This window comes from Paraburkholderia phosphatilytica, from assembly GCF_003443895.1.
GTDB classification, from domain to species: Bacteria; Pseudomonadota; Gammaproteobacteria; order Burkholderiales; family Burkholderiaceae; genus Paraburkholderia; species Paraburkholderia phosphatilytica.
In genome coordinates, this window is record NZ_QQOA01000008.1 from 62,647 (window position 1) to 88,801 (window position 26,155).

Annotated in this window: 22 protein-coding genes; 13 read left to right on the forward strand and 9 right to left on the reverse strand. The window is 64.5% G+C overall.

Features of this window, described 5'->3' with window-relative positions; genetic code table 11:
* The first annotated feature begins 14 nt into the window (after window positions 1-14).
* Both benC and benD read left to right on the forward strand, forming a co-directional pair.
* Window positions 15-1,037, forward strand: coding sequence for a benzoate 1,2-dioxygenase electron transfer component BenC (gene benC, locus DVS29_RS10610; RefSeq protein WP_118180417.1), 1,023 nt, complete (start codon window positions 15-17; stop codon window positions 1,035-1,037).
* Window positions 1,034-1,810, forward strand: a complete 777-nt coding sequence (gene benD, locus DVS29_RS10615; protein ID WP_118180418.1) for a benzoate diol dehydrogenase BenD — start codon at window positions 1,034-1,036, stop codon at window positions 1,808-1,810. Before benC ends, benD begins: the two co-directional genes overlap by 4 nt.
* Window positions 1,811-1,852: 42 nt before the next feature.
* On the opposite strand, the gene DVS29_RS10620 is transcribed toward benD, so the two are convergent.
* The 3 genes from DVS29_RS10620 to DVS29_RS10630 all read right to left on the reverse strand — a co-directional run bounded on the left by DVS29_RS10620 (window position 1,853) and on the right by DVS29_RS10630 (window position 3,854).
* Entirely contained in the window at window positions 1,853-2,494 is a 642-nt protein-coding gene (locus tag DVS29_RS10620; RefSeq protein WP_118180575.1) for a DJ-1/PfpI family protein, read from the reverse strand.
* A gap of 116 nt (window positions 2,495-2,610) precedes the next feature.
* Entirely contained in the window at window positions 2,611-3,282 is a 672-nt protein-coding gene (locus DVS29_RS10625; RefSeq protein ID WP_164707890.1) for a helix-turn-helix domain-containing protein, read from the reverse strand.
* Between the two features lie 131 nt (window positions 3,283-3,413).
* Window positions 3,414-3,854 carry a cupin domain-containing protein gene (locus tag DVS29_RS10630; RefSeq protein WP_118180420.1) on the reverse strand — a complete coding sequence of 147 codons (441 nt, stop codon included), beginning with the start codon at window positions 3,852-3,854 and terminating at the stop codon, window positions 3,414-3,416.
* Window positions 3,855-4,069: 215 nt separating this feature from the next.
* Here DVS29_RS10630 and DVS29_RS10635 point away from each other — a divergent pair, with 215 nt between their 5' ends.
* Window positions 4,070-5,413: an MFS transporter gene (locus DVS29_RS10635; RefSeq protein WP_205962429.1), complete on the forward strand. Its 1,344-nt coding sequence runs from the start codon at window positions 4,070-4,072 to the stop codon at window positions 5,411-5,413.
* A 75-nt stretch (window positions 5,414-5,488) separates the two neighbouring features.
* The gene (locus DVS29_RS10640) at window positions 5,489-5,797 is read left to right on the forward strand and encodes a ferredoxin family protein (protein WP_240655538.1); all 309 of its coding nucleotides are present in this window, start codon (window positions 5,489-5,491) and stop codon (window positions 5,795-5,797) included.
* A gap of 77 nt (window positions 5,798-5,874) precedes the next feature.
* On the opposite strand, the gene DVS29_RS10645 is transcribed toward DVS29_RS10640, so the two are convergent.
* Together DVS29_RS10645 and DVS29_RS10650 are read right to left on the reverse strand one after the other, a co-directional pair.
* Complete coding sequence (locus tag DVS29_RS10645) at window positions 5,875-7,167, reverse strand: MFS transporter (protein ID WP_118180423.1); 1,293 nt, start codon at window positions 7,165-7,167, stop codon at window positions 5,875-5,877.
* 125 nt (window positions 7,168-7,292) lie between these two features.
* A complete protein-coding gene (locus DVS29_RS10650; protein WP_240655539.1) occupies window positions 7,293-8,300 on the reverse strand; it encodes a GntR family transcriptional regulator in 1,008 nt (335 codons plus the stop codon).
* 144 nt (window positions 8,301-8,444) lie between these two features.
* Here DVS29_RS10650 and acnA point away from each other — a divergent pair, with 144 nt between their 5' ends.
* From acnA to DVS29_RS10675, 5 genes are read left to right on the forward strand one after another with little or no spacing between them, the layout of a single operon-like run.
* Window positions 8,445-11,042, forward strand: a complete 2,598-nt coding sequence (gene acnA / locus DVS29_RS10655) for an aconitate hydratase AcnA (protein ID WP_118180425.1) — start codon at window positions 8,445-8,447, stop codon at window positions 11,040-11,042.
* A gap of 2 nt (window positions 11,043-11,044) precedes the next feature.
* Entirely contained in the window at window positions 11,045-12,118 is a 1,074-nt protein-coding gene (locus tag DVS29_RS10660; RefSeq protein ID WP_118180426.1) for a lactonase family protein, read from the forward strand.
* Window positions 12,119-12,121: 3 nt separating this feature from the next.
* Window positions 12,122-13,309, forward strand: coding sequence for a 2-methylaconitate cis-trans isomerase PrpF (prpF, locus tag DVS29_RS10665; protein ID WP_118180427.1), 1,188 nt, complete (start codon window positions 12,122-12,124; stop codon window positions 13,307-13,309).
* A 14-nt stretch (window positions 13,310-13,323) separates the two neighbouring features.
* On the forward strand, window positions 13,324-14,673 hold the full coding sequence (locus DVS29_RS10670; protein WP_118180428.1) for a 2-hydroxycarboxylate transporter family protein: 1,350 nt from the start codon (window positions 13,324-13,326) through the stop codon (window positions 14,671-14,673).
* Between the two features lie 22 nt (window positions 14,674-14,695).
* On the forward strand, window positions 14,696-15,445 hold the full coding sequence (locus DVS29_RS10675) for a transporter substrate-binding domain-containing protein (RefSeq protein WP_118180429.1): 750 nt from the start codon (window positions 14,696-14,698) through the stop codon (window positions 15,443-15,445).
* On the opposite strand, the gene DVS29_RS10680 is transcribed toward DVS29_RS10675, so the two are convergent.
* The 4 genes from DVS29_RS10680 to DVS29_RS10695 form a co-directional block, all read right to left on the reverse strand.
* Entirely contained in the window at window positions 15,442-16,548 is a 1,107-nt protein-coding gene (locus DVS29_RS10680; RefSeq protein ID WP_118180430.1) for a cupin domain-containing protein, read from the reverse strand. The two genes, DVS29_RS10675 and DVS29_RS10680, sit on opposite strands and share 4 nt — an antisense overlap.
* Window positions 16,549-16,690: 142 nt before the next feature.
* Window positions 16,691-17,836 carry an aminotransferase class V-fold PLP-dependent enzyme gene (locus DVS29_RS10685; protein ID WP_118180431.1) on the reverse strand — a complete coding sequence of 382 codons (1,146 nt, stop codon included), beginning with the start codon at window positions 17,834-17,836 and terminating at the stop codon, window positions 16,691-16,693.
* A gap of 34 nt (window positions 17,837-17,870) precedes the next feature.
* Window positions 17,871-19,157 (reverse strand): MFS transporter, encoded by a 1,287-nt coding sequence (locus DVS29_RS10690; protein WP_118180432.1) that lies wholly within the window; start codon window positions 19,155-19,157, stop codon window positions 17,871-17,873.
* A 50-nt stretch (window positions 19,158-19,207) separates the two neighbouring features.
* Entirely contained in the window at window positions 19,208-20,620 is a 1,413-nt protein-coding gene (locus tag DVS29_RS10695; protein WP_118180576.1) for a M20 family metallopeptidase, read from the reverse strand.
* Window positions 20,621-20,733: 113 nt separating this feature from the next.
* Between DVS29_RS10695 and DVS29_RS10700 the strand changes: the two genes are divergently transcribed.
* The 4 genes from DVS29_RS10700 to DVS29_RS10715 all read left to right on the forward strand — a co-directional run bounded on the left by DVS29_RS10700 (window position 20,734) and on the right by DVS29_RS10715 (window position 26,149).
* Window positions 20,734-21,663 carry a LysR family transcriptional regulator gene (locus DVS29_RS10700; RefSeq protein WP_118180433.1) on the forward strand — a complete coding sequence of 310 codons (930 nt, stop codon included), beginning with the start codon at window positions 20,734-20,736 and terminating at the stop codon, window positions 21,661-21,663.
* A gap of 163 nt (window positions 21,664-21,826) precedes the next feature.
* Window positions 21,827-22,984, forward strand: coding sequence for a porin (locus tag DVS29_RS10705; protein ID WP_118180434.1), 1,158 nt, complete (start codon window positions 21,827-21,829; stop codon window positions 22,982-22,984).
* A gap of 126 nt (window positions 22,985-23,110) precedes the next feature.
* On the forward strand, window positions 23,111-24,748 hold the full coding sequence (locus DVS29_RS10710; protein ID WP_118180435.1) for an ATP-dependent acyl-CoA ligase: 1,638 nt from the start codon (window positions 23,111-23,113) through the stop codon (window positions 24,746-24,748).
* Window positions 24,749-24,823: 75 nt separating this feature from the next.
* Window positions 24,824-26,149 carry an MFS transporter gene (locus tag DVS29_RS10715; RefSeq protein WP_118180436.1) on the forward strand — a complete coding sequence of 442 codons (1,326 nt, stop codon included), beginning with the start codon at window positions 24,824-24,826 and terminating at the stop codon, window positions 26,147-26,149.
* Window positions 26,150-26,155: the final 6 nt, after the last annotated feature.

The following is a 26,155-nucleotide window of genomic DNA, read 5'->3' on the forward strand; positions in this document are numbered from 1 at the left end:
CAGCAGGAGACAACATGTCCAGCTACAACATCGCACTGAATTTCGAGGATGGCGTCACCCGCTTTGTCGAATGCAAGGCCGGCGAAAAAATTCTCGATGCCGCCTTTCGCGCCAGGATCAACCTGCCGATGGACTGTTCCGACGGCGTGTGCGGCACCTGCAAGTGCCGCGCCGAAAGCGGCAGCTACGATCTCGGCGACGACTACATCGAAGACGCGCTGAGCGACGACGAGAAAGAAAGCGGTCTCGTGCTCACGTGCCAGATGGTGCCGCAGAGCGATTGCGTGATCGCAGTCCCGGCATCGTCTTCGGCGTGCAAGACCGGGCAGAGCCGGTTCGCCGCGACGGTCACGAAGGTCGAGCAGCACAACGACGCGGCCGTGGTGCTCGAGCTGGATGTGGATGGCGCTCCGCCGGTTTTCCTGGCCGGGCAGTACGTGAATATCGACGTTCCCGGCAGCGGCCAGCATCGGTCGTACTCGTTCTCGTCGGTGCCGGGTTCGTCGGCCATCCGCTTCCTGATCAAGAAGATTCCGGGCGGCGTGATGAGCACCTGGCTCGAATCGGCGCAGGCGGGCCACAAGGTGGAACTGACCGGACCGCTGGGAAGCTTCTATCTCCGCGCGGTAGAACGTCCGTTGCTGTTCCTGGCCGGCGGCACCGGGTTGGCGCCGTTCCTGTCGATGCTGGAAGTGCTGGTTCGCGAGAACGCGCAACAGCGGGTGCATCTCATCTACGGCGTGACGCGCGACCTCGATCTGGTTCAGGTCGACGCCGTCGAGGCGTACGCGGCCAGGCTGCCGAACTTCACGTTCAGCACCGTCGTCGCGGAAGCCGCATCGACCCATCCGCGCAAGGGCTGGGTGACCGAGCACATGCCGGCCGAATGCCTGAACGACGGCGACGTCGACGTGTACCTGTGCGGTCCCCCGCCGATGGTGGATGCGGTACGCAAGCATTTCGACGAGAACGGCGTGAAGCCGAACAGCTTCCACTACGAGAAATTCACGCCCAACGCAGCGCCGGTGGCCGCATGAACGCGCAACGCTTCGAAGGCAAGGTGATGGTCGTCACGGGCGCGGCCCAGGGCATTGGACGCGGCGTTGCGCTTCGCGCGGCCGCGGAAGGTGCGAAGGTGCTGTTCGTGGACCGGGCCGATTTCGTCGCCGAGGTCGCGGCCGAAGCGACGGGTGCGGATACCGCGGGTTTCGTGGCCGATCTCGAAACGTACGCGGGCGCGGCATCGACGATGGCGTATGCCGTGCAGCGATTTGGGCGCATCGACATTCTCGTCAACGGCGTAGGCGGCGCAATCCGGATGCGGCCGTTCGCCGAGTTCGAACCGGCGCAGATCGACGCGGAAATTCGCCGTTCGCTGATGCCTTCGCTGTACGCGTGTCACGCGGTCCTTCCGCAGATGCTGACGCAAGGCCGCGGAACCATCGTCAACGTTTCCTCGAATGCCACGCGGGGGATTCGCCGCGTACCGTATTCGGCCGCCAAGGGTGGCGTCAATGCATTGACCCAGTCGCTCGCGATGGAGTACGGCGAGCACAACATCCGCGTGGTCGCGGCGGCGCCCGGCGGAACCGGGGCGCCGCCGCGGCGCGTGCCCCGCAACGCCGCCGGAGACAGCGAGCAGGAGAGGGTGTGGATGACCGAGGCAGTCAGGCAGGTCACCGAGTCCACATACTTCAAACGCTACGGCACGCTCGACGAACAGGTGGCGCCGATCCTGTTCCTCGCGTCCGACGAGGCGGGTTACATCACCGGTGCTGTGTTGCCGGTGGCGGGTGGGGATAACGGGTGAGCCCTGAGTGGAGTCGCGGGATCGGATCGTGGCCCCAGTGGGTTATGACGTGCTGGAATGGTCAACTGCGACGAGGGTCGAAAGTCGTTGCTGATTTGCTTCCAGCGCCGCCCTGTATTCCATGATGCGCGCGGTTTCCCGCGCCACGTTTTTACCGAGCACGCGCTCCAGAAGATAGAGCGTCGTGTCGATACCCAGGGTCACGCCGCCGCCCGTGACGATGTCTCCCTCATCAACCACGAGCGCAGCGGTGGACTCGACCCCGAACCGGTCGCTCAACTCCTCAAGTGGGCTCTGCTCCGGGGCGACCACTTCGAATTTCGTCGTGGCCTGTTTGCCGTCGAGCAGGCCGGATGCCGCGAGAATCATGGATCCGGTGCAGACGCTCGCCATGATTTCGGTGTGAGCCTTGCGTCTGCGGAGGAAGTCCGCCATGGCCGGGTTAACTGCCTGCTGCTTCCAGCCCGGACCGCCGGTCACGATGATCACGTCCGCAGCGGGCGCGGTGTCGAACGAGTGATCGGCCAGCACCTTCAGTCCGTTCTGCAGAACCACTGCGCCACCGTTTTCCGACACGGTGAAGTATTCAAGCTGATCCGTGACCCGCGTGGCCATGGATAGAACGCCAACCACCGCAAGATCGATGGGTTCCACTGCGTCATAGAGGACAACTGCGATTTTCATTTTTACCTCGTCCTTCGCATAAACGTCGTAGTGCGAATTAAATGGCATATTCGGCAGGAGCCAGGCTGACAGTCAAGCGACCGGCCACGCCGGTCCGCTGGCGGACGGAAGACCAGCTAGTGCGCGGAATCCTCGTCCTCGGCTTCGCCTTGCATGACGACCATCGCCTGCGCTTCGCCGTCGAGGCTGTGGCCCCGATGGGGCAGACTCGAGTCGAAGTAAATGCTGTCACCCGCTTCGAGCGTGTAGCGCCGTGTGGCATGGTTGAGCACCACCTCGAACGCTACGCGGCCGGACAGCACGTAGATGAATTCTTCCCCGGAATGCTGAAAGAACTGGTCGACGTCGATCGATGCCGGAAACGTGAAGACGAATGGGTCCATCAGCTTGTGCGCCCGCTTGTGGGCAAGGCTCACATAGTCATATCCGAACGCCGAGCCTCCGCGCATGACCGGTTTGCGTTCCCACTTGTGCACGACCGACACCCGTGACTCGTCCAGGCGCGCCGACGTGCTTGCTACATCGTCGAGAAAGAAGTAACTCAGTTCCTGTCCAAGCGCACGGGCAATGCGGGCGAGCGATGCGATCGGGGGCGCCTTGCCGCCGTTCTCGATCCGGGACAGATACCCTTTAGTAAACCCCGAAAGCGCGGCGAGCGCCTCCAGTGTCAGTCCCTTCTCGGTCCGCAGCGCGCGCAGCTTGCGGCATACGGCTTCTTCATCTTCGTTTGCCTGGACGTCGGTGTTGGCAACCGGAGGCACACGCACTGCAGCTGGTTTCTTGGCCATTTTCCAGATGGTTGCCCGATTCCCAGGTGGTGCGCAGCGGCTGCACGCTGACAATCGGGTCGTGATGTTCATGACCCGATTGTAACTCTTTTGGGAAACTGGCAGCGCTGGCCTCGTACCTGTGTTTCCTGTCAGTATTTCCTGTCTTCGAAACCGGCTACCGCGTTGAAAAACGTGTTCGGCTTCCTGTACACCGCGAGCAGCAGGCAGCCTTCGTCGGAATGCGTTTCGTGCAGGGAACCCGGCACGCGGTAGACGAATTCCCCCGCACGGCAGATGCCGTCATGGTCGTAAAACGAGCCTTCGAGGACATAGCTCTGCTCGATTTCCGGATGGCGGTGGAACGGCAGCGTCGCACCGGGTTCCCATTTGAGCAACACCGTCATCTCGCCGGCGTCGTCGTTGCGATACAGGACTTTCATCCAGATCTTGTCGAACTGCGACTTCGTCCATTCGATCTGCCGCGGATCCACATAGATCGAGCCGCCTTTGGTCGGCTCCAGCTTGCCTTGCAACCGCTGGCTGAAATGCTTCGCGGCGGTGGTTGCCGTCGTGGTTTCTGCTGCTTGCATTGCGCTCTCCTTGACCAGGTTGAGTACCGTCGTCCGACATGACGGCGGGATGTCGCCACTCTACGGCTGCCGATCCTGCGATCCCATCCGTGTTTACGATAATGCAACTTTTCTTCCGCGTGTTTACTTTACGGACTAATCTGTTTCTCATAAGGAAACATGAGCTGACGAAGAGTCAACACGCGGAGACGCAGGTTCATTCATAGGAGAGGGGCATGGCACTTTCAGGTGTAGAGCAACTGGACGCACTTCAGGCAGGTGGCGTCCACGAGGTGGCGCACGAGCGTTCGCGGATGCGCATGATCATGCTGTCCAGCGTGATAGGCACGACGGTCGAGTGGTACGACTTCCTGTTATACGGAACGGCGGCCGCGTTGCTGTTCAACAAGCTCTTCTTCCCGGCATTCGATCCGCTCGTCGGAACGATCGCCGCACTGGCCTCGTTCGCCGCGGGTTTCATCGCCCGTCCGCTGGGCGGCGCGATCTTCGGTCACTTCGGCGACCGACTTGGGCGCAAGACGATGCTGATCGTCACCATGTTCATGATGGGGGGCGCCACGTTTCTGATCGGAGTGCTCCCGACCTATCGGCAGATCGGCGTGTGGGCGCCCGTTGCGCTCGTCGTGTTGCGTGTGATCCAGGGCATCGGGCTTGGTGGGGAATGGGGCGGGGCCGCGCTGATGGTGATCGAGCATTTGCCGCGCGGGAGACGAGGGTGGTATGGCGGGATTGTCCAGGTCGGTTTCCCGCTCGGCATCGTGATTTCCACGGCAGCCTTCGCCATCGTCAGTCGCCTGCCCGATGCACAGTTCATTTCGTGGGGCTGGCGCATTCCGTTCATGGTCAGCATTCTGCTGGTCCTGATTGGACTGGTGATCCGTCTGCGAGTCACGGAATCTCCCGAGTTTCTGCGAGCAATGAAAGACGAGCCCAAAGTGGGCATTCCGTTCATCGAGGTGCTGCGCTCATACAAGCGCAGCCTGTTCATCTCCATCGGGCTGAAGATTTCGGAAGTGGCGTGGGTGTATCTGCTGTCCGTATTCGTGGTCATGTACGGCGCGCAGGTGGTGGGCATCTCGCGTTCGGTGATGCTGAACGGCGTGCTGGTCGCGGCAATCCTCGAGTTTCTGACCGTACCGCTGGCGGGCTGGTTGTCGGACCGGATCGGCCGGCGCCCACTGTATTTCTTTGGCGCGTCCTGCACGATCGTCGCGTCGTTTCCGCTGTTCTGGCTCGTGCATACGGGCAACCATGCGCTGGTTATCGCAACGATGGTGGTTTGCATGAGTCTCGGCCACGCGACGTTGTTCGGACCGCAGGCCGCATTCGTTCCCGAACTCTTCGGCACGCGTGTGCGCTACAGCGGCGCTTCGCTTGGCGTGCAGATCGCCGCGGCGCTAGGTGGCGGCTTGACACCGATGGCGGCCACCTGGCTTCTCGCAAAGACCGGTCACATCGAATCCGTCGCAGCGTTGGTGAGCGTACTCGGTGTGATGACCTTGATCGCCACCTGGGCCGCACGGGAAACGTTCAGAGAGGATCTTTCGGCGACGTCCTGATCAGGCTGCGTGTGTGCATCGCCCCCAGCGCGCATCGCGCGCTTCTCGCATTTGAGGTGAAACATGAGTTGCGTCGTGACTGAGAACTGTATCAAGTGCCGTTACGGAGACTGCACGTCGGTGTGCCCCGTGCATGCGTTTCACGTTGGGCCGGAATTCGTGGTGATCAACCCGGCAGTCTGCGTGAACTGCACGACCTGCGTGATCGTGTGTCCGGTGGGGGCGATCGTGCCCGAGTACGATCTGACGCCCGACCAGAAATATTTTGCTGCGATGAACGCGAAGCTCGCGCGTGTCTATCCGCAAGCATCGGGTTCGGTCGAGCCGTTGCCTGACGCAGATGAGTGGGCGCTGGTGGCCAACAAGGCCGGGATGCTGACGTAGCAGTGCCGCCGACGATTCGCGTTCACAGCAGAACTCGAATCGGCTGCACTTGCAACGCTCCCCTAGCAACGCGTCCCCTACGCGGCAGCCCGCGCGTCGCAGGCTTCGCGATCGACGGCCATCGGCGATCGGGTCATCGTGAGCACGACGGTCGCACCCGCGAGCAACAGTAGCCCCGCAATGCCGAATGCCCAGTCGTAGCTTCCGGTCGACGCGACGACATAGCCCGTCGCGATCGGCGCGATCATGCCGAACCCGTTGCCGCCCACGACCACGAACGCCATCGCCTTGGCCACGTCGCGCGCATTCGGCAGCAAATCGTTGAGCAGCGCGAAATTGAGCGAAGTGGTCGACGCGATGCCTGCCAGCGCGATGGAAAACACCACGAGCAGTCCGGCAAGACTGGAAATGAACGGCACAGCGAGGATCGTCGCGCCGGTCAGCATCGCCAGCGCGACGGCATTGCGACGCCGGCCGGTCGCGACACCGCTTTTCTTCAGGTACTGGTCACTCATTTTGCCGACGAGGATGCACAGCAGCACCGATGCCGCGTACGGCACGGCCACGAAGAGGCCGGTATGCGCAATGTCCAGATGCCGCGTCGCCTGAAGATAGCTCGGCAGCCACGTCAGAAACAGATACTGCGTGTAGACGTTGCAGCCCTGCGTGATGGCCAGCCCCCACAGCGTACGCGAACGCATCAGCGCGAGCAGGCCGGTGGGACTGTCTGTCGCGGTTGCATGCGCGGCCGGCGTCGAGTCCCGCTCGCGCAGGATCTTTTCGCGTTCTTCCTGCCTGAGCCAACGGACCTTCTCGGGATCGCCGAAAAATGCGAGCCATGCAGCGAGCCAGACGAAGCCGATGCCGCCCGCGATCACGAACGAGATCCGCCAGCCGAATACCGCAACGAGTCCGCCCAGCAGGACCGAGCAGATCGCGGGGCCGGCGTACGAGCCGCTATTGAACATCGAGGTCACCATGCCGCGCTCGCTCGCCGGAATCCACTGCCGGATGATCTTCGCGCCGACCGGGTTGCTGGTCGACTCGCCGGCACCCATGACGAGGCGCGCCGCGATCAGGCCGGTGAAGCTTGCCGCCGCGCCCGTCAACGCCGTCGCCGCCGACCACACGAAAATCCCGACCCCCGCCATGCGCCGTGTGCCGAACCGGTCGATCAGAAAGCCCATCGGCAGCAGGAACAGCGTGTAACTCCAGACGAACGACGAAAACAGGTAGCCCATGCCGATCGACGACAGTCCGAATTCCCTGGCGATGGGGTGCGCCGCGATCGACAGCGCAACCCGGTCCATGTAGTTGATCATCGCGAGCGAAAAGAGAAAGAGGGCTATCCAGCCGCGTCGGTACGACATGGTTGTCTCCGTGTGTCGGTATGAGTCACGGGCCTGTGGTCAGGTCCGCATTAAGCGTTTTGTGATGAAAAAACGCAATCGTGTTCAAAAAAAGCGGCCGGATGCGGCCGTCCTGATACAGCGCTTCACGCGCCTGCGTGCGTGGTGAAGACCTGTCGTGCGTGAACCTTGGCGCGTCGCGCTCCTTCGATGTGATCGCGCAGCAGCGTCGCTGCGCGCAGCAGATCCTGCCGGGCGATCGCGTCCAGGATCTCCAGATGTTCGAGCGCCTGCTCCTGGCGCGGCTTGCGCGACCGGGCCTGGCGGTACTCCACGAGCCGGCGCAGCCGGTCCATCCGGCGCACCGATTGCGCGATGAACCGGTTGCCCGACCATTTCGCAATCGTCTCGTGAAACTCGCTGTTGGCCTCGAAGAGTTCGACCGAGTTCATGGTCAGGTAGCCGTCTTCCGCGATGAAACGCTGGCGCCGACGCAGTTCGTCCAGTTCGGTCCGGTTCACGCTGAACGTGGGCGAGAGCACGCCGGTCGGCTCGATGGCCGCGCGAAACAGATAGCTCTCCTCGTAAGCCTCGACGGAATCGATCATGGGCATGAACTGCCAGCCGTGGCCGACCTGCCGCTCGAGCCAGCCTTCCTCCTGCATGCGGGAGAGCACGCGCCGCAGCTCGCTGCGCGACACCTCGTACTGGCGCATCAGGTCGGCTTCGGTCACGACATCGGGCAGGCGGCGGGCGAGCCGGTCGTCGGCGATCTTGAGGTAAAGCGGATCGTCGGGCTCCCGGAAGAACTGCTCGGCCACGTCCGTGACGTCCCGGGCCGGCTTCGCCATGAAGAACCCGCGGTTCGCGTCGTAATAGACGACGCCGAGCGAGACGAGGTGATGCAGCGCCACGTTTACCGGCGTGCGCGACGTCCCGATCTTCTCGGCAAGGACCGACTCGGCGAGCCGGTCGTCCATTCCCAGATCCTCGCGGCGGGCGAACGCCAGGATTTCACGCGTGACGCGCGTTTGCAACGGGGTCAGCGCTGCGCCTTCGGCAGATGAATCCATTTCGGCTATGAGCAAGGCACGGCCAGTCACGATCGCCGGATGCGGCGATGCACCTGAAAGACCGGGTTCCAATTTTGCCATCGTCCGCCTCGCGGGTTCATTCCGGGGCGCCACCCGGCCAGGGTATTCACCTGGATCGGCGGCGTTTGCATATTGCGTTTTATGATCATAGAATGCACATAATTGAAACGCAACCGATCTGCGGTTCCCCTGGAGAAAACCCCGATGTCAGCCCCGCTTCCCAACCAGTCGGTCGAATTCGCGAGCGTCGCCGATGCGCTGAAGTCCGTCGAAGCCGGCGCTTTCGCGCGCATGCCCTACAGCGTGCGCGTGTTCGCCGAGAACATCGTTCGCCGGCAAGCCCCGGCCGATGCGGCGCGCTATCTGCAGGCGCTCATCCAGCGACGCCACGACGTGGACTTCCCGTATTACCCGGCCCGTGTCGTCCTGCAGGATCTGCTGGGCACGCCCGCGCTCGTCGACCTCGCCGGCATGCGCGACGCCGTAGCGGAAAGCGGCGGCGACCCGCGCGCGATCAATCCGGTCGTGCCGACCCAGCTCGTGGTCGATCATTCGCTCAACGTCGAAATCGACGGGAGCGACCCCGAAGCGATGTCGAAGAACATGGCGATCGAGCAGCAGAAGAATGCCGAGCGCTTCGAGTTCCTCGCGTGGTGCAAGCAGGCGTTCTCGAATCTCGACGTGCTGATGCCGGGCAACGGCATCCTGCACCAGGTGAACATCGAGCATCTGTCGCCCGTGATTCAGGTCAAGGACGGTGTCGCGTTCCCGGACACGCTCGTGGGGACCGACAGCCACACCACGATGATCAATGCGATCGGCGTGCTGGGCTGGGGTGTCGGCGGCATCGAGGCCGAGTCGGTGATGCTGGGCCGCGCTGTCTGGTTGCGCCTGCCGACCATCGTGGGCGTGGAGCTCTCGGGCCGGCGTCAACCCGGCGTGACCGCGACCGATCTCGTCCTGGCGATCACGGAGTTCCTGCGTCAACAGAAAGTGGTGGGCACGATCATCGAGTTTCACGGTGAAGGCGCGCGTGCGCTGACGCTGAGCGATCGCGCGACGATCTCGAACATGGCGCCGGAGTTCGGCGCGACCGCGGCGCTCTTCGCGATCGACGAGAAAACGCTCGATTTCATGCGCCTGACCGGGCGCACGGAAGCGCAGATCGCCTTGACGGAAGACTACGCAAAAGCGCAGGGCCTGTGGGCAGACGACTTCGCGCATGCCGAATACGATCGCGTGCTGTCGTTCGATCTGTCGGGCGTCGGACGCGCGCTCGCGGGACCGGCGAATCCGCATGACCGGGTGCCGCTCGCGAGCCTGGTATCGAAGGGCATCGCGAAGCCCCAGCGGCAAGCCACGAATCACGACACGACGGCGGCGGCCCAGCTCGCCGACGGCGCGATCGTGATCGCGGCCATCACCAGTTGCACCAACACGTCGAATCCGCGCAACATGATCGCCGCCGGGCTGCTCGCGAAAAAAGCCACTGAACGCGGGTTGCAGCGCAAGCCGTGGGTCAAGACCTCGCTGGCCCCCGGATCGAAGCCGGTGGAAAGTTACCTGCGTGCCGCGAACCTGATGGCGCCGCTCGAAGCATTGGGTTTCGGCATCATCGGGTTCGGCTGCACGTCGTGCAACGGCATGTCGGGACCGCTGCCGGAAGCGATCGAGCGCGAGATCGTGAGCCGGGATCTGCATGCGGTGGCTGTCCTGTCAGGCAATCGCAACTTCAATGGGCGCATTCATCCGCGCGTCAAGGAAGCGTTCCTGGCTTCTCCGCCCCTCGTCGTTGCGTATGCGATTGCCGGCACGATCGATATCGACATCGAACACGCGGCGCTTGGCGTCGATGCACAGGGCGTCGCGGTCCACCTGAGCGATATCTGGCCAACGGACGAAGAGATCGATGGTCTGCTTCGGGAAAGCATTCACGGCGAACAGTACGTCCGCATCTATGCGGAGATGTTCCGCAAGAGCGAGCGGCTCGATGCGATCGACGCCGTGCCCGCGCGCTTTCCGTGGCGTGACAGCAGCGACTACGTTCGTCGCCCGCCGTACTGGCAGGCAAGCCTCACGCAACCGGCCGCTTTCGGTGCGATGCGCGCGATCGGCGTGTTCGGCGACAACGTGACGACCGACGACCTGTCGCCGTCAGGCGCGATTCTTCCGGAGAGTGCTGCCGGCGAATATCTGGTCTCGCATGGCGTGCATCCGTCCGAGTTCAATTCGTACGGTACGCGTCGCGGTGACCATAAGGTTGCGATCCGCGCGACCTTTGCGAACAACCGGCTGCACAACGAAATGGCGGACGGCCGCGAGGGCTCGCTGACGCGTTTCGAGCCGGACGGGCAGGTGATGCGCCTCTTCGATGCGGCCGAGCAATACATGGCGCAAGGGCAGGAGCTGATCGTCGTGGCCGGCAAGAACTACGGTTCGGGCTCATCGCGCGACTGGGCTGCCAAGGGTGTGCGTCTGATCGGCGTGCGCGCGGTGGTCTGCGAAAACTTCGAGCGCATTCACCGTTCGAATCTCGTCGGCATGGGCGTGCTGCCGCTCGAGTTCGCGGAGGGTGTGAATCGCAGGACGCTGCAGATCGACGGTTCCGAACTGTTCGCGATCGAAGGTCTCGGCGAGCGCATCGCGCCGATGATGACGCTGACCCTGCGGATCACGCGCAAGACGGGCGACGTCGTCAGCGCGCCGGTGCGATGCCGCATCGATACGGATGAGGAAGCCGAAATCTTCGCGGCAGGCGGACTGCTGCCGCGGATTGCGGACGAACTGCGTCGGGCGGCATAAGCATGGCGCGCACTTTTGCTTACGTCGGATGCCGCACGACGCGCGAGCGCCATGCAGAGGGTACCGGTATCGGTGTGTACGACGTGGACGCGTGCGGCGCGTGGCGGCATCTGCAGACGTTCGAACCGCTCACCAACCCGAGCTTTCTTGCGCTCGACGATCGGCGCGGCACGCTGTACACGGTGCATGGCGACGGCGACTCGGTCAGTGCGTTCGGCATCGAGCCGCGCACAGGCCTGCTGAGCGCGCTCGGCGGCCAGCCGTGCGCGGGCCGCAACCCGGTGCATCTCGACTTCACGCGCGACGGCGATGCACTTGCGGTTGCCGGCTACGCGAGCGGTACCGCCACGCTGATTCCGCTCGCACCGGACGGTTCGCTCGATGCAGCGCAAGCGCCGCTGATTTTCGACGGCGAGCGTGGGCCCCATCGCATCGAACAGACGTCCGCGCACCCGCATCAGATTGCGCGCTATGTCACGCGTCGCTACGACACGGACTGGCACATCGTGCCCGACAAAGGGCTGGATACGGTGTTCGCCATCCGTTGGCCGAAGGACGAAGCTCCTGTCGTCCACGCCGCGCGCGCGCGTGAAGGCGCCGGACCGCGTCATGCGGCTTTTCACCCGGAACTGCCGCTGGTCTACGTCGCGAACGAACTAGATTCGACGGTAACGACGTGGTCGTTCGACCCGCTGACAGGGCAACTCGACGCGTTGCACACGGTATCGACGATTCCGCCGAATCATCACGATCCGACGCGCGCAGCCGGCATCGTCGTGTCGCCCGACGGACGCGCGCTCTATGTGAGCAACCGCGGCCACGACACCATCGCGACCTTTCAGCTCGACCGATCGACGGGGCGGCCGCGCGACGTGCACTGGACGCCGACAGGCGGACAGTGCCCGCGCTTTCTGTGCATCGGCCCCGACGGCCGGACGCTTTACGCCGCCAACGAACACTCGCATACCATCGTGCAGTTCCAGATCGACACGGACGGCAATCAACCCGTCGCAACCGGGCGAGTCATCAGGACCGGCAGCCCGGTCGGCATCATATTCAGGACAACCGAGGATTGAGACATGGCACAACACAACATCCGCGCCACCTACATGCGCGGTGGCACCAGCAAAGGCGTATTCTTTCGCGCCGACGATCTGCCGGCCGATCCGCACCAGCGCGACGCGATCCTGCTGCGCGTGATCGGCAGCCCCGATCCGTATGAAAAGCAGATCGACGGCATGGGCGGCGCGACGTCGAGCACGAGCAAGGTGGTCATCGTCGGTCCATCGTCGCGATCGGACTGTGACGTCGACTATCTGTTTGGCGCGGTGTCCATTCGCGACGCCGTCATCGACTGGTCGGGCAACTGCGGCAATCTCACGTCGGCGGTCGGGCCGTTCGCGATCGCAGAGGGATTCGTCGCGGCGCCGGAAAACGGCGTCGCGAGCGTGCGGATCTGGCAGGCGAACATCGGCGCGAAGATCGTCGCGCATGTACCGGTGAAAGACGGCCAGGTTCAGGAAGAAGGCGATTTCGAGCTGGACGGCGTCGCATTCCCCGCTGCCGAAATCAGGATCGAGTTCCTCGACCCCGGTGGCAGCGAAGACGGCGAGGAGGCCGCGGGCGGTATGTTTCCGACCGGCCACGCGATAGACGAGCTACCGGTGCCGGGTTACGGCACCTTCCAGGTCACGTTGATCAATGCGGGCAACCCCGCGATCTTCATCGATGCCGAAACGCTCGGTCTGAAGGGCAACGAGATGCAGGCCGACGTCAACGACAACGCCGCGCTGCTTGCAACGTGCGAGGCAATCCGCGCGCACGCGGCGGTGCGAATGGGGCTCGGCGCGACAGCGGAGGAGATCACGGCGAAACGCCCTCACACGCCGAAGCTCGCATTCGTGTCGCTGCCTGAAGCGTATATCGCATCGAGCGGCAAACGCGTCGACCCGCAGAGCGTCGACATCAATGCGCGAATCCTGTCGATGGGCAAGCTCCATCACGCGATGACGGGCACCGGAGCCGTCGCGCTTGCGGTGGCTGCCGCGATTCCCGGCACGATCGTCAACCGTCTGCTGGGCGACAAGCCGATCACCTCGCTTCGCTTTGGCCATCCGTCCGGCACGATGACCGTAGGTGCCGACGCTGTGCAACGAGATGGAGACTGGGTCGTCACCAGGGCCATCATGAGCCGCAGCGCCAGGCGGCTGATGGAAGGCGTGGTGTATGTGCCTCATCAGGTCGCGGAACCCGCGCAACCTCTTTGAGCTGGAGACGAAGAATGGAACCAGCAGGCAATCTCTCTCCCACTGCCGAAAACACCGCGCGCGTTCCCTTCTGGCCAACCGGCTGGTGGGCGATCGTCGAACTGCGTATCGGGATCATCCCGCTGCCGGTTTATCTGTTGCTGCTGGGCCTCGTCGCCGCGTTCGTCGTTACGGGCAAGGTCCCCGGCGAAATCTCGATGGCGATCGCCGTGCTCGTGCTGTGTGGCTTCACCTGCGCGGAACTGGGCAAGCGGCTGCCCGTGCTGAGAAAGATCGGCGCCGCTGCGATCATGGCGACCTTTCTGCCATCGTTCCTTGCCTTCTACCATCTGTTGCCGCTCAAGCTGCTCGACATGGTGACGACTTTCACCCATGTCAGCAATTTCATGTACCTGTTCATCGCGTCGATCATCGTCGGCAGCATCTTCAGTATGGACAGACACGTGCTGCTGCGGGGCTTCGCGAAGATATTCATACCGCTCGCCGCCGGCTCGTTCGTCGCAGCGCTTGTCGGCACGGCGGTAGGTACGCTGCTGGGCCTCGGTGCGCGCCACACGCTGTTTTATATCGTCATCCCGATCATGGCGGGTGGCGTCGGAGAAGGCGCGATTCCGCTTTCCGTAGGCTATGGAGAAATCCTGAATGCCCCGCAAGGGCCGATCTTCGCGCAGGTACTGCCCGCCGTGATGATCGGCAGCCTGTGTGCGATTCTTTTCTCCGGCGCACTCAGCTGGCTGGGCGAAAAGCGTCCTCATCTCACGGGTAACGGCGTGCTGCAACGGGTCGCCGATAAGGAAGCGCAGCGGTTACCGGACGACGAGATTCCATCGGCGCCCGACGTCAATACCGTCGCCGCGGCCGCCATTACGGCGATTTCGCTCTATCTCGTCGGGCTGCTGTGCCATCGTCTGATGGGCTTGCCTGCGCCGGTCGCCATGCTGTTCGTCGCGGTCTTCATCAAGGTCGGGCGTTTCGTATCGCCAAACCTGCAGGGCGGGGCGCGGATCGTCTATCAGTTCTTCTCGACTGCCGTCACCTACCCGTTGCTGTTTGCGATCGGTACCGCGATGACGCCGTGGGACAAGCTCATTGCCGCGATCAACCTGCCGAACGTGATCACGATAGCGAGCACGGTCGCCACGCTGATGGCCACCGGCTTCGTCGTGGGACGCTGGCTCAAGATGTATCCGATCGACGCCGCGATCGTCAACGCGTGCCACAGCGGGCAGGGCGGTACCGGCGACGTCGCGATTCTCACCGCGTGCAACCGGATGAGCCTGATGCCCTTCGCACAGATCGCGACCCGCATCGGCGGCGCATTGACGGTGACGGGTACGCTGCTAGTTTTCGCGCATCTGCATTGAACGGATTTCGAGGAACGACGACATGCCGGCATTCCACTTCACGCCTGACGCACGCGCTCAACTCATACCGACCGGCGTGCTTCGGGCCGCGATCAACTTCGGCAACCCGATTCTTGCGAAGCGCGATCCGCTCACGGGTGAGCCGGCGGGTGTATCCGTCGACCTTGCCCGGAAACTGGCCGCCTTGCTCGATGCGCCGATACAGTTCGTCCTGTATGACGCCGCCGGAGAAGTCGTTGCGGGATGCGAGCGCGGCGAGTGGGACGTGGCGTTCGTCGCACGCGATCCGGTACGGGGTAAGGGCATCGAGCAGACGCTGCCCTACATCCTGATCGAGGGCGCGTATCTCGTCCCTGAAGATTCCGCCATCCGCGCGAACGAAGACGTCGACGTATCTGGCAATCGCATCGTGGTCGGTAAGGGGAGTGCGTACGATCTGTTCCTGACGCGCACGCTGCGGCACGCCACGCTTGTTCGAACGTTGACTTCGCCGGAGGTCGCCCCGACGATGCGCGCGGAAAAATTCGAAGTTGCCGCGGGCGTGCGTCAGCAACTGGAAAGCGATGCGCTCCGACTTGGGGGCCTGAGAATGTTGCCCGAGCGTTTCATGGTGATCGAACAGGCGATGGGGACGCCGAAGGGAAGATCTGCCGCCGCGCGACTTCTCGAGGACTTCGTCGCGAGCATGCTCGAGAGCGATTGTGTCGCGGCGGCGCTCGCGGCGCACGACGTTGCCGGGGCGATCGTCGCGACGCACGCGAGGGTCGGTTAGTTTGCCAGCTCGGCCGGAAGCGTGACTTCGAGCAGCTCCAGATCGGCGCTGCATTCGGCAAAGCCGTACTGGGTGTCGCCCGGAATCGCAATACTGTCGTCCGTCGCGAGCGGATACGCATGCTCGCCCTGCGTCACCGTCATCCGCCCAGACAGCACGAAAAAGAAGCAGAAATCCGAGGCGTGCTTTTGCGTCTGAACCGGCGACGACCGTTCCAGCCGCACCACGCGCACGCCCGCCAGACCGCCGGTCGCCGCGCCGATACCGGTATCGGACGAGACGAAGCCGTTCATCCGCCACGGCGTCCACACCGCGCGCTGTTTTTCGTAGCGCACGAACCGTTGCCCGTCGAAATCGCGGTCCGGTTCGAGCGTCGGGGTGGGCAGCGGCATGGTGTGATCGGCCATCGTGATGTGTTCGGCGGGGCTGCCGATCTCGACCACTTCAGCGCCCGCCGAGCTCTCGAGCACGCGGTGCCGGATGCACGGCGGCTGCAGCACGCAGTCGCCGGCATTCAGCACGAACGGCTCGCCTTGACCTTCATAGACGACGCGCACCCAACCTTTGCGGCAGAAGATCATCTGGAAGCGGATCTTGTGGAAGTGCACATAATCGGGCACCGGGCCGCCTTCGAGAATGCGGATGTGCGACGCGATGAACGCACCGCCGTGCCGGTTCGGCAGCAGATCGCGATAGCGTAGGCCAGCGCGGCCGACGCTCCATTCCACACCGTCCTGTGCGCGGGACAGCACGAGTTCCTGCCGGTTGACCGGCTCTTTCATGCGCGGCTCGGCCGCGACGAGTCGGATCTCGACGCCGTTCGGCGCGATCAGCGTGCGGTGCGCCTCGCCGAGTTGCAGCTCGTCGTCGCACAGCACGTCGAGCTTCGTCACGCCTTCTGTGGCGCCGACGTCGAGACGCAGCGTCAGGTTGCAGCCGGACAGGATGGCCGTGCGCGGACGGTCGGCGGGGAAAATTGCGTCGATGCGAAAGCCGAGCCGTTCGATGAAGAACTGCGTCGTCGCCGCGAGATCGGTGCACGACATCGGCACGAGAAAGCCGCGAACGCCGGCAAGCGGCTGGAATGGAAGCGGGGTGTTCATGGAGAAGGTATCCGTGGGTTGCGATCGCTTTGGAGCTGGCAGGATGCGTTGGTGTTTCACCATGCCTGCCACGGCGGCCCGGTCAACACGCACGATACGCCTTCCCGGCGCGGCGCCTTCGAACGCACGGCGCACGGCGTCTTCATCGCGGCAGATACGCGGCAACGCGCTCGATGCCCGCCACGGTGGTGGCGACGCCGGGCGACAGCCGCAGCATGCGGCCGCGCGCATCGATCAGGATGTGCTGCGCGGCCAGTGCGCCGACCACCTGTTGCGGATCGAGATGCGCGGGCGTCTCCACCATGATGCTGCCGCCGCGCGCTGCGTCGTCGCGCGGGGATAGCAGCGCGTAGCCGAGACTATCGGCGACTTCTATCAGTTGATGACACAGTGCGAGGTTGTGTGCGCGCAGCTTGCCAGGCGGCTGCGCGAGCAGCCAGTGGAAGCCGGGCCTGGACGCGACGAACGGCAGCAGCGACGGCGTGCCGGTATCGAAGCGGCGCGCGTCCGGCGCGTATGCGAAGGTGTCGAGGTCCCAGTTGAACGGATTCGCCTGGCTGAACCAGCCGCGCACCGGCGGCTGCATGCCCGCGGCCAGCAGAGGTGGCGCGATGTAGCCGAGGCCCGTGCCTGGCGCGCCGCACAGCCACTTGAGCGTGGAGCCGCAGATGAAATCGACCGGCGTCTCACGCAGATCGAACGGCAGGATACCGGCGCCTTGCGTGATGTCGACGGCCACGAGGCTGCCGATGGCGCGCGCATGTGCTGTAAGCGCGGCAAGGTCCACACGCTTCGACGTCAGCGACGAGACCCAGGTGATCAGCGCGAGCCCGACGTCCGGGCCCCAGGCGGCGATGAAGTCTTCGTCGCGCACGTAGGCTTCGGCTGCTCGCACGGGCACTGTCTTCAGCGTAAAGCCGCGCCGTGCAGCCAGGCCGCTGAGCAGGAAATGCAGGCTCGGAAAGCAGTCCGCGGCGACCAGCACGGTGCGGCCGGCGAGCGCGGCATCGTCGAGACCGTCGAGAAAACGCGCGAACACGTCGGTCACGTTCTGCGCGCCGAACACGTGCGCGGTATCGGCGCCGATCAGCGTGGCCCAGTTCGACAGCAACGCGTCGCGCGCGGCGAGTCCGATGCCCCAGCGGCGGTCGTCGGGCGCGTACCAGTCGGCGGTGAAGCGCGCGAGCGCGTCCGTCACGGCGGCCTGCTGGCCCGGATAGACGCCTACCGAGTGATACATCAACCAGCCGCTGAAATCGTCGCCGGCTGCGAGAGAAGAGAAAGTCATGGCTGCGGTGTGGTGAGAGCGTGACGTCCGGACATCAGAGATGTTTGTCGACGAACCGGTGATAGATGCCGATGCAGCCGAGACTGAGCACGGCGCAGCCCATCAGGTAGAACGCGGGCGAGACCGGGTCGTGGGTCCAGCCGATCATGGCGGTCACGAGCCACGGCGTGAAGCCGCCGAACGCCATCACACCGATGTTGTAGCTGAAGCCGAGGCCGGTGCTGCGCACAGTAGTCGGAAACAGCGACGACAGCACGGCGGCGAGCGGGCCGAAGTAAATTGCCTTCAACGCGCCCGCCAGCACCATGATCGTCATCAGTACCCCGAACGATGGCGCGTCGATCAGCCAGCGGAAGCACGGATAGATCGTCAGCAACGTGACGAGCGCGGAGAGCGTCATCATCCGGCTGCGGCCATAGCGGTCCGCGAGATGGCCCATCAGCGGCGTGAACACCATCAGGATCGCGCCGGTCAGCACGGTCGCGGCGAATCCGGTCGACGCGGGCAGATGCAACTGCTTTACCGCGTACGTCGGCATGTAGAGAATCATCAGATAGCTCGCCGCCGTCGACACGGCCATGATGCCCGCCGCGAGCGCAACGCGTCCGAGGTGGCGCGCGAGCAGATCGCGCACCGGCGCGGCGTGCTTTGCTTCGGATGGCTGCAGCGTGTCGTCGATATGCCGGCGGATATAGAGGCCGACCGGCGCGACCAGCAGGCCGAACACGAACGGCATGCGCCAGCCCCATGTCTCGATCCGCGCGGACGTGAGCTGGGTGCTCAACGCGAGTCCGGCGAACGACGCGAGCACCGTCGCCATCCCCTGGCTGGAAAACTGCCAGCTGCCGAGGAACGACTTGCGCGCGGACGACTGCTCGATCATCAGCGCCGTGCCGCTGCCGAATTCGCCGCCGGTCGAGAACGCGATGAGCACGCGCGCGAGCATCAGGCCGACGGGCGCTGCGAGGCCGATCGTCGCGTAGGTCGGAATCAGCGCGCAGATCAGCGTGCCGATCGTGGTGAGCCACAGCGCGGTGAGCAGCGCAGACTTGCGGCCGCGCCGGTCGGCGTAGCGGCCGAGCACCAGCGCGCCGAGCGGACGGAACACGTACGAAATGCCGAACGTGCCGAACGTCAGCAGCAGCGACACCGTGTCGTCGTGCGTCGGGAAAAACAGCTTCGACAGCGTGACCGCGAAGAAACCATACGCGGCGAAGTCGAACCATTCGAGCGCGTTGCCGATGCTGCTGGCGACGATCAGGCGCTTCAGTGGCCGGTTGTCGCGGCGGACGGCCGGCCGCTCGGTGACGATGGATTGCATGGGCGTGAGGTCGTGAAAGCGTGAGGTCATGACATCGAGAAGTCGGGAAATCAGCGCGCGGCAGCGGTGCGAAGCGCGTCATGCACCGCGCGCCCCGATTCGCCGAGATCCCAGAAGAGGCCGGCCATCATCCGCAGCGCTTCGTGCGCGACGCTGCCGAGCAGATGCTCGTCGGGTGCGTGCTGACGGCAGTTCGGATACGAGTGCGGCACCCAGATGGTCGAGAGGCCGAGCGTCGTCGCGAAGCATTCGTTGGGGATCGTGCCGCCGAGGTTCGGCAGGATCGTGACCGGTTTGCCGGTGGTCGCCGCGATCGAGTGCTCGGCCCAGCGCGCCCAAGGATGATCGGGGTCGAGCCGGGTCGCGCTGCCCGACGCTTCGATCGTCACGTCGACGTTGTCGAAGCCTTCACGGCGCAGATGCGCGAGCAGCAGTTCGCGCGCGTTCAGCCAGTCGGTGCCGACTACGAAGCGCAGCTGGCAGACGGCCTCGGCGCTGCCGGGAATGGCGCTCATCGGCCGCTCGACATTGCCCGCCTGCATCGCGAGCACTTCGAGCGTGTTCCATGCGAACACGCGTTCCGCGTCGCTGAGACCCGGCTCACCCCAGCCCTTCGACAGCGGCGGGTCGCCTTCGTCGGCGCCCACTTCGAGCTTCGCAACCAGCTCGCGCACGCGCGGCGGAATCGGCGGCGGCAGCAGGCCGTTGATGCGGATCCGGCCGTGACCGTCGACGAGGCTCGCGAGCGCATTCGCCAGCACGGTCGCGGGATTGGCCAGCACGCCGCCCCAGTTGCCGGAGTGACGCGCGCCGAACGCGTTCTCGACGCGCAGCCGGAAATGCAGCGCGCCGCGCGAACCGAGGAACATCGTCGGCGCGGCGGCCCGCTGGCGAGGACCGTCCGACGCGATCAGCAGATCGGCGCGCAGACGCTCCGCATAGCGGGCGCACACGGCGTCGAGTCCTGGCGAGCCGACTTCCTCGCCCATTTCGACGATCACTTTCGCATTGAAGCCGAGCGCGCCGCGCGTCGCGAGCACCGACGCGAGGGCCGCGAGGTTGATCGAATGTTGCCCCTTGTTGTCGGCGGTGCCGCGACCGTACCAGCGGTCGCCTTCGACGCGCAGTTCCCACGGCGAGCGTCCGTCGGTCCAGTTGCGCTCGTCGCCGTTCACCACGTCGCCGTGGCCGTAAATCAGCGCCGTCGGCAGGCCCGCGGCTTCGATGCGCTCGCCGAGCAGCATCGGCGGACCGTCCGCCACCGGGTTGTCGACGAGGTCGGTCGTGAAGCCGAGCGCGTGCAGCGCCGGCGCGATTTCGCCGGACAGATAGCGGCTGAGCGCCGCTTTCGCCTGCGGGTTCTGGCTCTCCGTGCGCAGGCCGACGCGGCGGCTCAGCGCAGTGTGAAAGGCGCCGCTTTCGAAGTGGCGGGAGACGTGCGAGAGGGCTTCGGAGCGGGTCATGTCGAGAGTGCGGAGCATCGGTGACGTCCAGACTACTGGCATCGAATGTTTTTTGTATTCGCAATCAAACAACGTATATTTGCGAAAATCGCAAACCCCGGATGAGGCACGCCATGCGCAATCTGCTCGATTCGTCGCTGTACTACTTCTCGGTAGTGGCGCAGAGCGGGTCGCTGACCGCGGCCACCGACAAGCTGGGCGCGACCGTGTCGGCGCTGAGCCGCCACATCGCGAAGCTGGAGGGCGATGTCGGCGCGCCGCTGTTCGAGCGGCACGCGCGCGGCATGGTGCTCTCCGACGCGGGCCGCATGCTGTTGCGCTATGCGCAAAGCAGCCTCGCCGACGGGCAGGCCGTGATGAGCGCGATTCAGGGCGACCTGACCCGACGCGAGCGCAACCTGCGGATCGCATGTACCGAGGGCTTCGCGCTCGACTTCCTGCCGAATTCGCTCGCCGCGTTCTACGCGCAGCATCCGGACGCGGTGATCGCGATCGAAGTGACCTCGTCCGACGGCGCAAGCCGCATGCTGGTGGATGGCGACGCCGCGATCGCACTGTCGTTCAGCCTCAAGCCGGAACCCGACGTGGTGGCGCGCCTCACGCTGCCCGCGCCAGTGATGGCGCTGATGTCCCGCGATCACCCGCTCGCGGCACGGCCGTCGATCGCGCTGGCCGATCTGCATCCGCATCCGGTGCTGCTGCAGGACACCGGCACGACGATCCGTCAGCTGTTCGACATTGCCTGCAACGTCGAAGGTATCGACGTGGTGACGCCGATCACGAGCCGCTATGTCGCTTCGCTGTACCGCTTCACGCAGGTCATTCCCGGCGCGATCATGCTGTCGGGCTTCATGTCGGTCGCGAACCGGCTCGAGGCCGACGGACTCGTCGCGGTGCCGTTCGCGAGTTCGCTGCTGCAGCAGCGCCGCCTGCAGGTCAAGACGTCCGCGACGCGGCCGCTCACCGGGCTCGCCACCCTTTGCCTCGATCATCTGATCGCCGATCTGCAGCGCACCCAGGCGCGGCACCCGCAGCCGGCATGACGGGTTAGCGCGCCGACCGAGCTTTGCGCCACGCGCAAAGCCCGCTTGTTTGATTTCGAACGCACCAGGGATGATGCGGCGCTAGAGTGCATCCACGCCGATTTCGCGGACTACACGCGAAGCGTTGCGAAGCACCCGATGCCTTTCAACCCTGGAGATCAATGTGAAAAGAAGTCTGCTCGCCGTCGCGGCATCGATGTCGTTCATTAGTATTCCTTCTCATGCACAAAGCAGCGTGACGCTGTATGGCATCGTCGATGCCGGCATCGCCTTCAACAGCAATTCCGGCGGCAGCAGGCTCTACGAACTGTCGAGCGGAAACATGCAGGGCAGCCGGTGGGGGCTGCGCGGCGTCGAAGATCTCGGCGGCGGGCTCAAGACGGTATTCGCGATCGAGAACGGCTACAACGTGACGAACGGCAAGCTGCTGCAGGGCGGCGACGGATTCGGCCGGCAGGCGTATGTCGGGCTGGCGTCGGACCGCTTCGGGTCGGTCACGCTCGGGCGCCAGTACGATGCCGTGGTGGATTTCGCAGCGCGCTTCGAATCCGCCGCGCAATGGGCGACAGGCTATGGCGCGCACCCGGGCGATCTCGACAATCTGCAGAACACGAATCGCGTGAACAACGCGATCAAGTTCCGGAGCGTCGATTACGCGGGCCTGAAGTTCGGCGGCTTGTACAGCCCGGGCGGCACCGCCGGCCATCCCGGCACGAACCAGATCTGGTCGCTCGGCGCAGGGTACGACAACGGTCCGCTTTCGCTGGGCGTCGGCTACCTGAATGCACGCGACCCGAACTTCTCGTTCTTCGGCAACAACAGCACGTCGAGCACGACCGCGTCGAACATGACGGCCAGCACCGTCTATTCGGGCTATGCATCGGCGCAGACCCAGCAGATCATCGCGGCAGGCGCCGCGTACCAGATCGGCAATGCGACGATCGGCGCCATGTACACCAATACGCAGTTCCGCGGCCTGGGTGCGTTAGCGTCGCTCAACTCGCTGCACTATCACGGTACGGCGGCATTCCACGATGCCGAAGCGAATTTCAAATACCTCGTCACGCCGGCGCTGACGCTCGGCATCTCGTACGATTATCTGAAGGGCTATGGCGCCAACAGCGCGACCTATCAGCAGATCAACCTCGGCAGCGACTATTTCCTGTCCAAACGCACCGACGTCTATCTGTGCGGGATCTTCCAGCACGCGACCGGTACCGACTCGACCGGCAAGACGGCCGTGGCGGACATCACCGGATTTTCCGAGTCGTCCACCGGCAATCAGATCGTGGCGATCACGGGTATCCGGCACAAGTTCTGACGCACGAGGCTGGCTCATGTGCCGCGGATCATCCGCCGCACTGATGAACTGGATAAAATTGATCAATTTGACAGATATTCGACGCGAAACCTAGACTGGCCCGAACACTCCTCAAGTGGGGACACGATGGGCTCGGTCAGTACGCGGGATGCACTCGAAGCATTGGCGCCGCCGCAGAGCGGGGCAGCAGCCCGGACGCTGCCGGCGCTCCTCGCCGCACGCGTCGCCCGCAATCCCGATGCACCGCTGTTCTCCGATCGCGTCGAGCACTGGAACGCCGCGCAGGCGAGCACGATCGCCGCGCGTCGAGCCGGCGCCCTGGCCGCCCACGGCGTGCAGCGCGGCGACCGCGTCGCGCTGCTGTGCACGAACCGCTGCGAATTCATCGAAACGGTGCTGGGCTGCGCATGGCTCGGTGCCGTCGTCGTACCGATCAATACCGCATCGCGCGGACTGCAACTCGAACACATCCTGCGTAATTCCGGCGCGCGGCTCGCGGTGGCCGAAGCGCATCTTGCCGACGCGCTGTTTCGCGTCGAAGACCCCACACTGCCGCTGCAGACCGTCTGGCTGATCGGCGATGCAGATGCATCATCTGCACCCTCGGCACCCTCGCACCTGAACTGCGTGCCGATGCCTGAGCGCGGCGAACCCGTAGCCGCCGCCGCGCTGGCGGACAGCGATCCGCTCGCGATTCTCTATACGTCGGGCACTTCCGGACTCTCGAAGGGTGTGGTGTGCCCGCATGCGCAGTTCTACTGGTGGGGCGTGCACACGGCGCGCAACCTCGACGTGCGAGCGGGAGACGTGCTCTATACCTGTCTGCCGCTCTTTCACACGAACGCGCTGAACAGCTTCTTCCAGGCGTTGATTCACGATGCGCTGCTCGTTGCCGACCGACGCTTTTCCGCGAGCGGCTTTTTCGGCGCGATCGTCGAAACGCAGGCCACCGTGACGTTCGTGCTCGGGGCGATGGTGCCGATTCTGCTGGGACGCGCGGTTTCCTCGCAGGAGCGTACGCACAAGGTGCGCATCGCACTGGCACCCGGCGTGCCTGCACAGGCGCAACGCGACTTCACCGCGCGCTGTGGCATCGCACTGCTCGATGGCTATGGATCGACGGAAACGAACTTCGTGATCGGCGGCGGCATCGATGCGCAGCGTCCCGGCTACATGGGCAAGCTCGCGGGCGGTTTCGATGCGCAGGTGGTCGACGAGCACGATCAGCCGGTGCCCGACGGCACGGCAGGCGAACTGATCCTGCGCGCGGACCAGCCGGATGCGTTCGCGAGCGGCTACTTCGGCATGCCGGAGAAGACCGTCGAAGCGTGGCGCAATCTGTGGTTCCACACCGGCGATCGCGTGATACGCGAAAGCGATGGCTACTACCGCTTCGTCGACCGGCTGAAGGATGCGATCCGCCGTCGCGGCGAAAACGTCTCTTCGTACGAAGTGGAGCAGGTGCTGCTGAGCCATCCGTCGATCGAGAACGCGGCGGTGTTCGCGGTCAGTTCCGAACTCGCCGAAGACGAAGTGATGGCCGCGATCGTGCTGCGCGAGGGGGAGTCGATCGAGCCGCTCGATCTCGTCCGGTACTGCGAACCGCGGCTGCCGTATTTCGCGGTGCCGCGCTATCTCGACTTCGTTGCGGATCTGCCGCGCACCGAGAATGGCAAGGTCCAGAAATACAAGCTGCGGGAAGCGGGCGTGACCTCCAGCACCTGGGACCTGGAAACCTCCGGCTATCGTCTTGCGCGAGCCTGATCGCAGCGGCGGCGCACGCCTGCTTTTTCGACAACACGTGGTTCACCTGCCGCGGGGCGGCACACAGGAGTCAGCATGACAAGCTCGCATTCCTTGCCGGTTGCCGACGCGGCCGCGGCTGCGCCTTCCGTCGATCACAAGGCGTTGCGCCGTGTGGTCGTCGCATCGGTGGCGGGCAACGCGCTCGAATGGTACGACTTCTTTCTGTACAGCACCGCGGCGGCGCTCGTATTCGGCGAGCTGTTCTTCCCGAAAGGCACGAATCCACTGCTGGGAACGCTCGCCGCTTTCGCGGGGTTCGCCGTCGGTTTCGCCGCACGGCCGATTGGCGGCATCGTGTTCGGACACCTTGGCGATCGCTATGGACGCAAGCGCGCGCTCGTGTGGACACTGTCGATCATGGGCGCTGCGACCTTCCTGATCGGGCTGCTGCCCACGTACGCACAGGCCGGGCTGTGGTCGCCGTTGCTGCTGCTCGTGCTGCGCGTATTGCAGGGCGTGGCGTCCGGCGGCGAATGGGGCGGCGGCGTGCTGATGATCAGCGAATCCGCGCCCGCGGAAAAACGCGGCTTCTACGCGTCGTGGAGCCAGATCGGCGTGGGTGGCGGCTTCGTGCTGTCCGCGGCGGTGTTCTTCGTCGTGCAGTCGCTGCCGCATGCGCAATTCATGTCGTGGGGATGGCGCGTGCCGTTCCTGTTGTCCATCCTGATCTTCGGTGTGGGCATCTATATCCGCTCCACGCTGCCCGAGAGCCGGGACTTCTCGAAGGCCGAGGCCGCCGGCAGAACGGCGCATATGCCGGTGCTCGAAGCGATCCGGCGTCATCCGAAGGCGATCCTCATCGCGATGGGCCTGCGTGTCGCGGAGAACGGCGGCTCCTATATTTTCCTCGCGTTTTCACTGGTGTACGGCAAATTCATCGGCATTCCCGGCGCGGTGATGCTGGCCGGCGTGATGGTGTCGATGACCGTCGAACTTGCGATGATGCTGTTCTGGGGGTACCTGTCGGACCGTCTTGGCCGCAAGCCGGTGTACATGATTGGCGCGGTCGGGCTGATTGTGGTCGCGTTTCCGTTCTTCATGCTGCTCGACACGAAAGTGCCGGGTCTGATCTGGCTCGCGCTGCTGCTCGGCAATCCGGTCTGTCACGGCGCGATGATCGGCACGCAACCGAGCCTGATGGGCGAGTTGTTCAGCACGGAAGTGCGTTACTCGGGCATGGCGCTCGGTCACGAGATCGCGTCGGTATTTGCCGGTGGCCTGTCGCCGCTCGTTGCCACCGCGCTGCTCGCGAAATATCACGCCGCGTGGCCGGTCGCGCTGATGTTGATGGCGATGGGCGCGATCACCGTGATCGCGTTGCTCTGCTCGCGCGAAACGTTGCCGCGCACAACGCGCTGACGCACG

What these genes read in the sequence shown, in the direction of transcription:
- benC (WP_118180417.1), top strand. Translation starts at nt 15, where the DNA reads ATGTCCAGCTACAACATCGCACTGAATTTCGAGGATGGCGTCACCCGC.
- benD (WP_118180418.1), top strand. Translation starts at nt 1,034, where the DNA reads ATGAACGCGCAACGCTTCGAAGGCAAGGTGATGGTCGTCACGGGCGCG.
- DVS29_RS10620 (WP_118180575.1), bottom strand. Translation starts at nt 2,494, where the DNA reads ATGAAAATCGCAGTTGTCCTCTATGACGCAGTGGAACCCATCGATCTT.
- DVS29_RS10625 (WP_164707890.1), bottom strand. Translation starts at nt 3,282, where the DNA reads ATGGCCAAGAAACCAGCTGCAGTGCGTGTGCCTCCGGTTGCCAACACC.
- DVS29_RS10630 (WP_118180420.1), bottom strand. Translation starts at nt 3,854, where the DNA reads ATGCAAGCAGCAGAAACCACGACGGCAACCACCGCCGCGAAGCATTTC.
- DVS29_RS10635 (WP_205962429.1), top strand. Translation starts at nt 4,070, where the DNA reads ATGGCACTTTCAGGTGTAGAGCAACTGGACGCACTTCAGGCAGGTGGC.
- DVS29_RS10645 (WP_118180423.1), bottom strand. Translation starts at nt 7,167, where the DNA reads ATGTCGTACCGACGCGGCTGGATAGCCCTCTTTCTCTTTTCGCTCGCG.
- DVS29_RS10650 (WP_240655539.1), bottom strand. Translation starts at nt 8,300, where the DNA reads ATGGCAAAATTGGAACCCGGTCTTTCAGGTGCATCGCCGCATCCGGCG.
- acnA (WP_118180425.1), top strand. Translation starts at nt 8,445, where the DNA reads ATGTCAGCCCCGCTTCCCAACCAGTCGGTCGAATTCGCGAGCGTCGCC.
- DVS29_RS10660 (WP_118180426.1), top strand. Translation starts at nt 11,045, where the DNA reads ATGGCGCGCACTTTTGCTTACGTCGGATGCCGCACGACGCGCGAGCGC.
- prpF (WP_118180427.1), top strand. Translation starts at nt 12,122, where the DNA reads ATGGCACAACACAACATCCGCGCCACCTACATGCGCGGTGGCACCAGC.
- DVS29_RS10670 (WP_118180428.1), top strand. Translation starts at nt 13,324, where the DNA reads ATGGAACCAGCAGGCAATCTCTCTCCCACTGCCGAAAACACCGCGCGC.
- DVS29_RS10675 (WP_118180429.1), top strand. Translation starts at nt 14,696, where the DNA reads ATGCCGGCATTCCACTTCACGCCTGACGCACGCGCTCAACTCATACCG.
- DVS29_RS10680 (WP_118180430.1), bottom strand. Translation starts at nt 16,548, where the DNA reads ATGAACACCCCGCTTCCATTCCAGCCGCTTGCCGGCGTTCGCGGCTTT.
- DVS29_RS10685 (WP_118180431.1), bottom strand. Translation starts at nt 17,836, where the DNA reads ATGACTTTCTCTTCTCTCGCAGCCGGCGACGATTTCAGCGGCTGGTTG.
- DVS29_RS10690 (WP_118180432.1), bottom strand. Translation starts at nt 19,157, where the DNA reads ATGCAATCCATCGTCACCGAGCGGCCGGCCGTCCGCCGCGACAACCGG.
- DVS29_RS10695 (WP_118180576.1), bottom strand. Translation starts at nt 20,620, where the DNA reads ATGACCCGCTCCGAAGCCCTCTCGCACGTCTCCCGCCACTTCGAAAGC.
- DVS29_RS10700 (WP_118180433.1), top strand. Translation starts at nt 20,734, where the DNA reads ATGCGCAATCTGCTCGATTCGTCGCTGTACTACTTCTCGGTAGTGGCG.
- DVS29_RS10710 (WP_118180435.1), top strand. Translation starts at nt 23,111, where the DNA reads ATGGGCTCGGTCAGTACGCGGGATGCACTCGAAGCATTGGCGCCGCCG.
- DVS29_RS10715 (WP_118180436.1), top strand. Translation starts at nt 24,824, where the DNA reads ATGACAAGCTCGCATTCCTTGCCGGTTGCCGACGCGGCCGCGGCTGCG.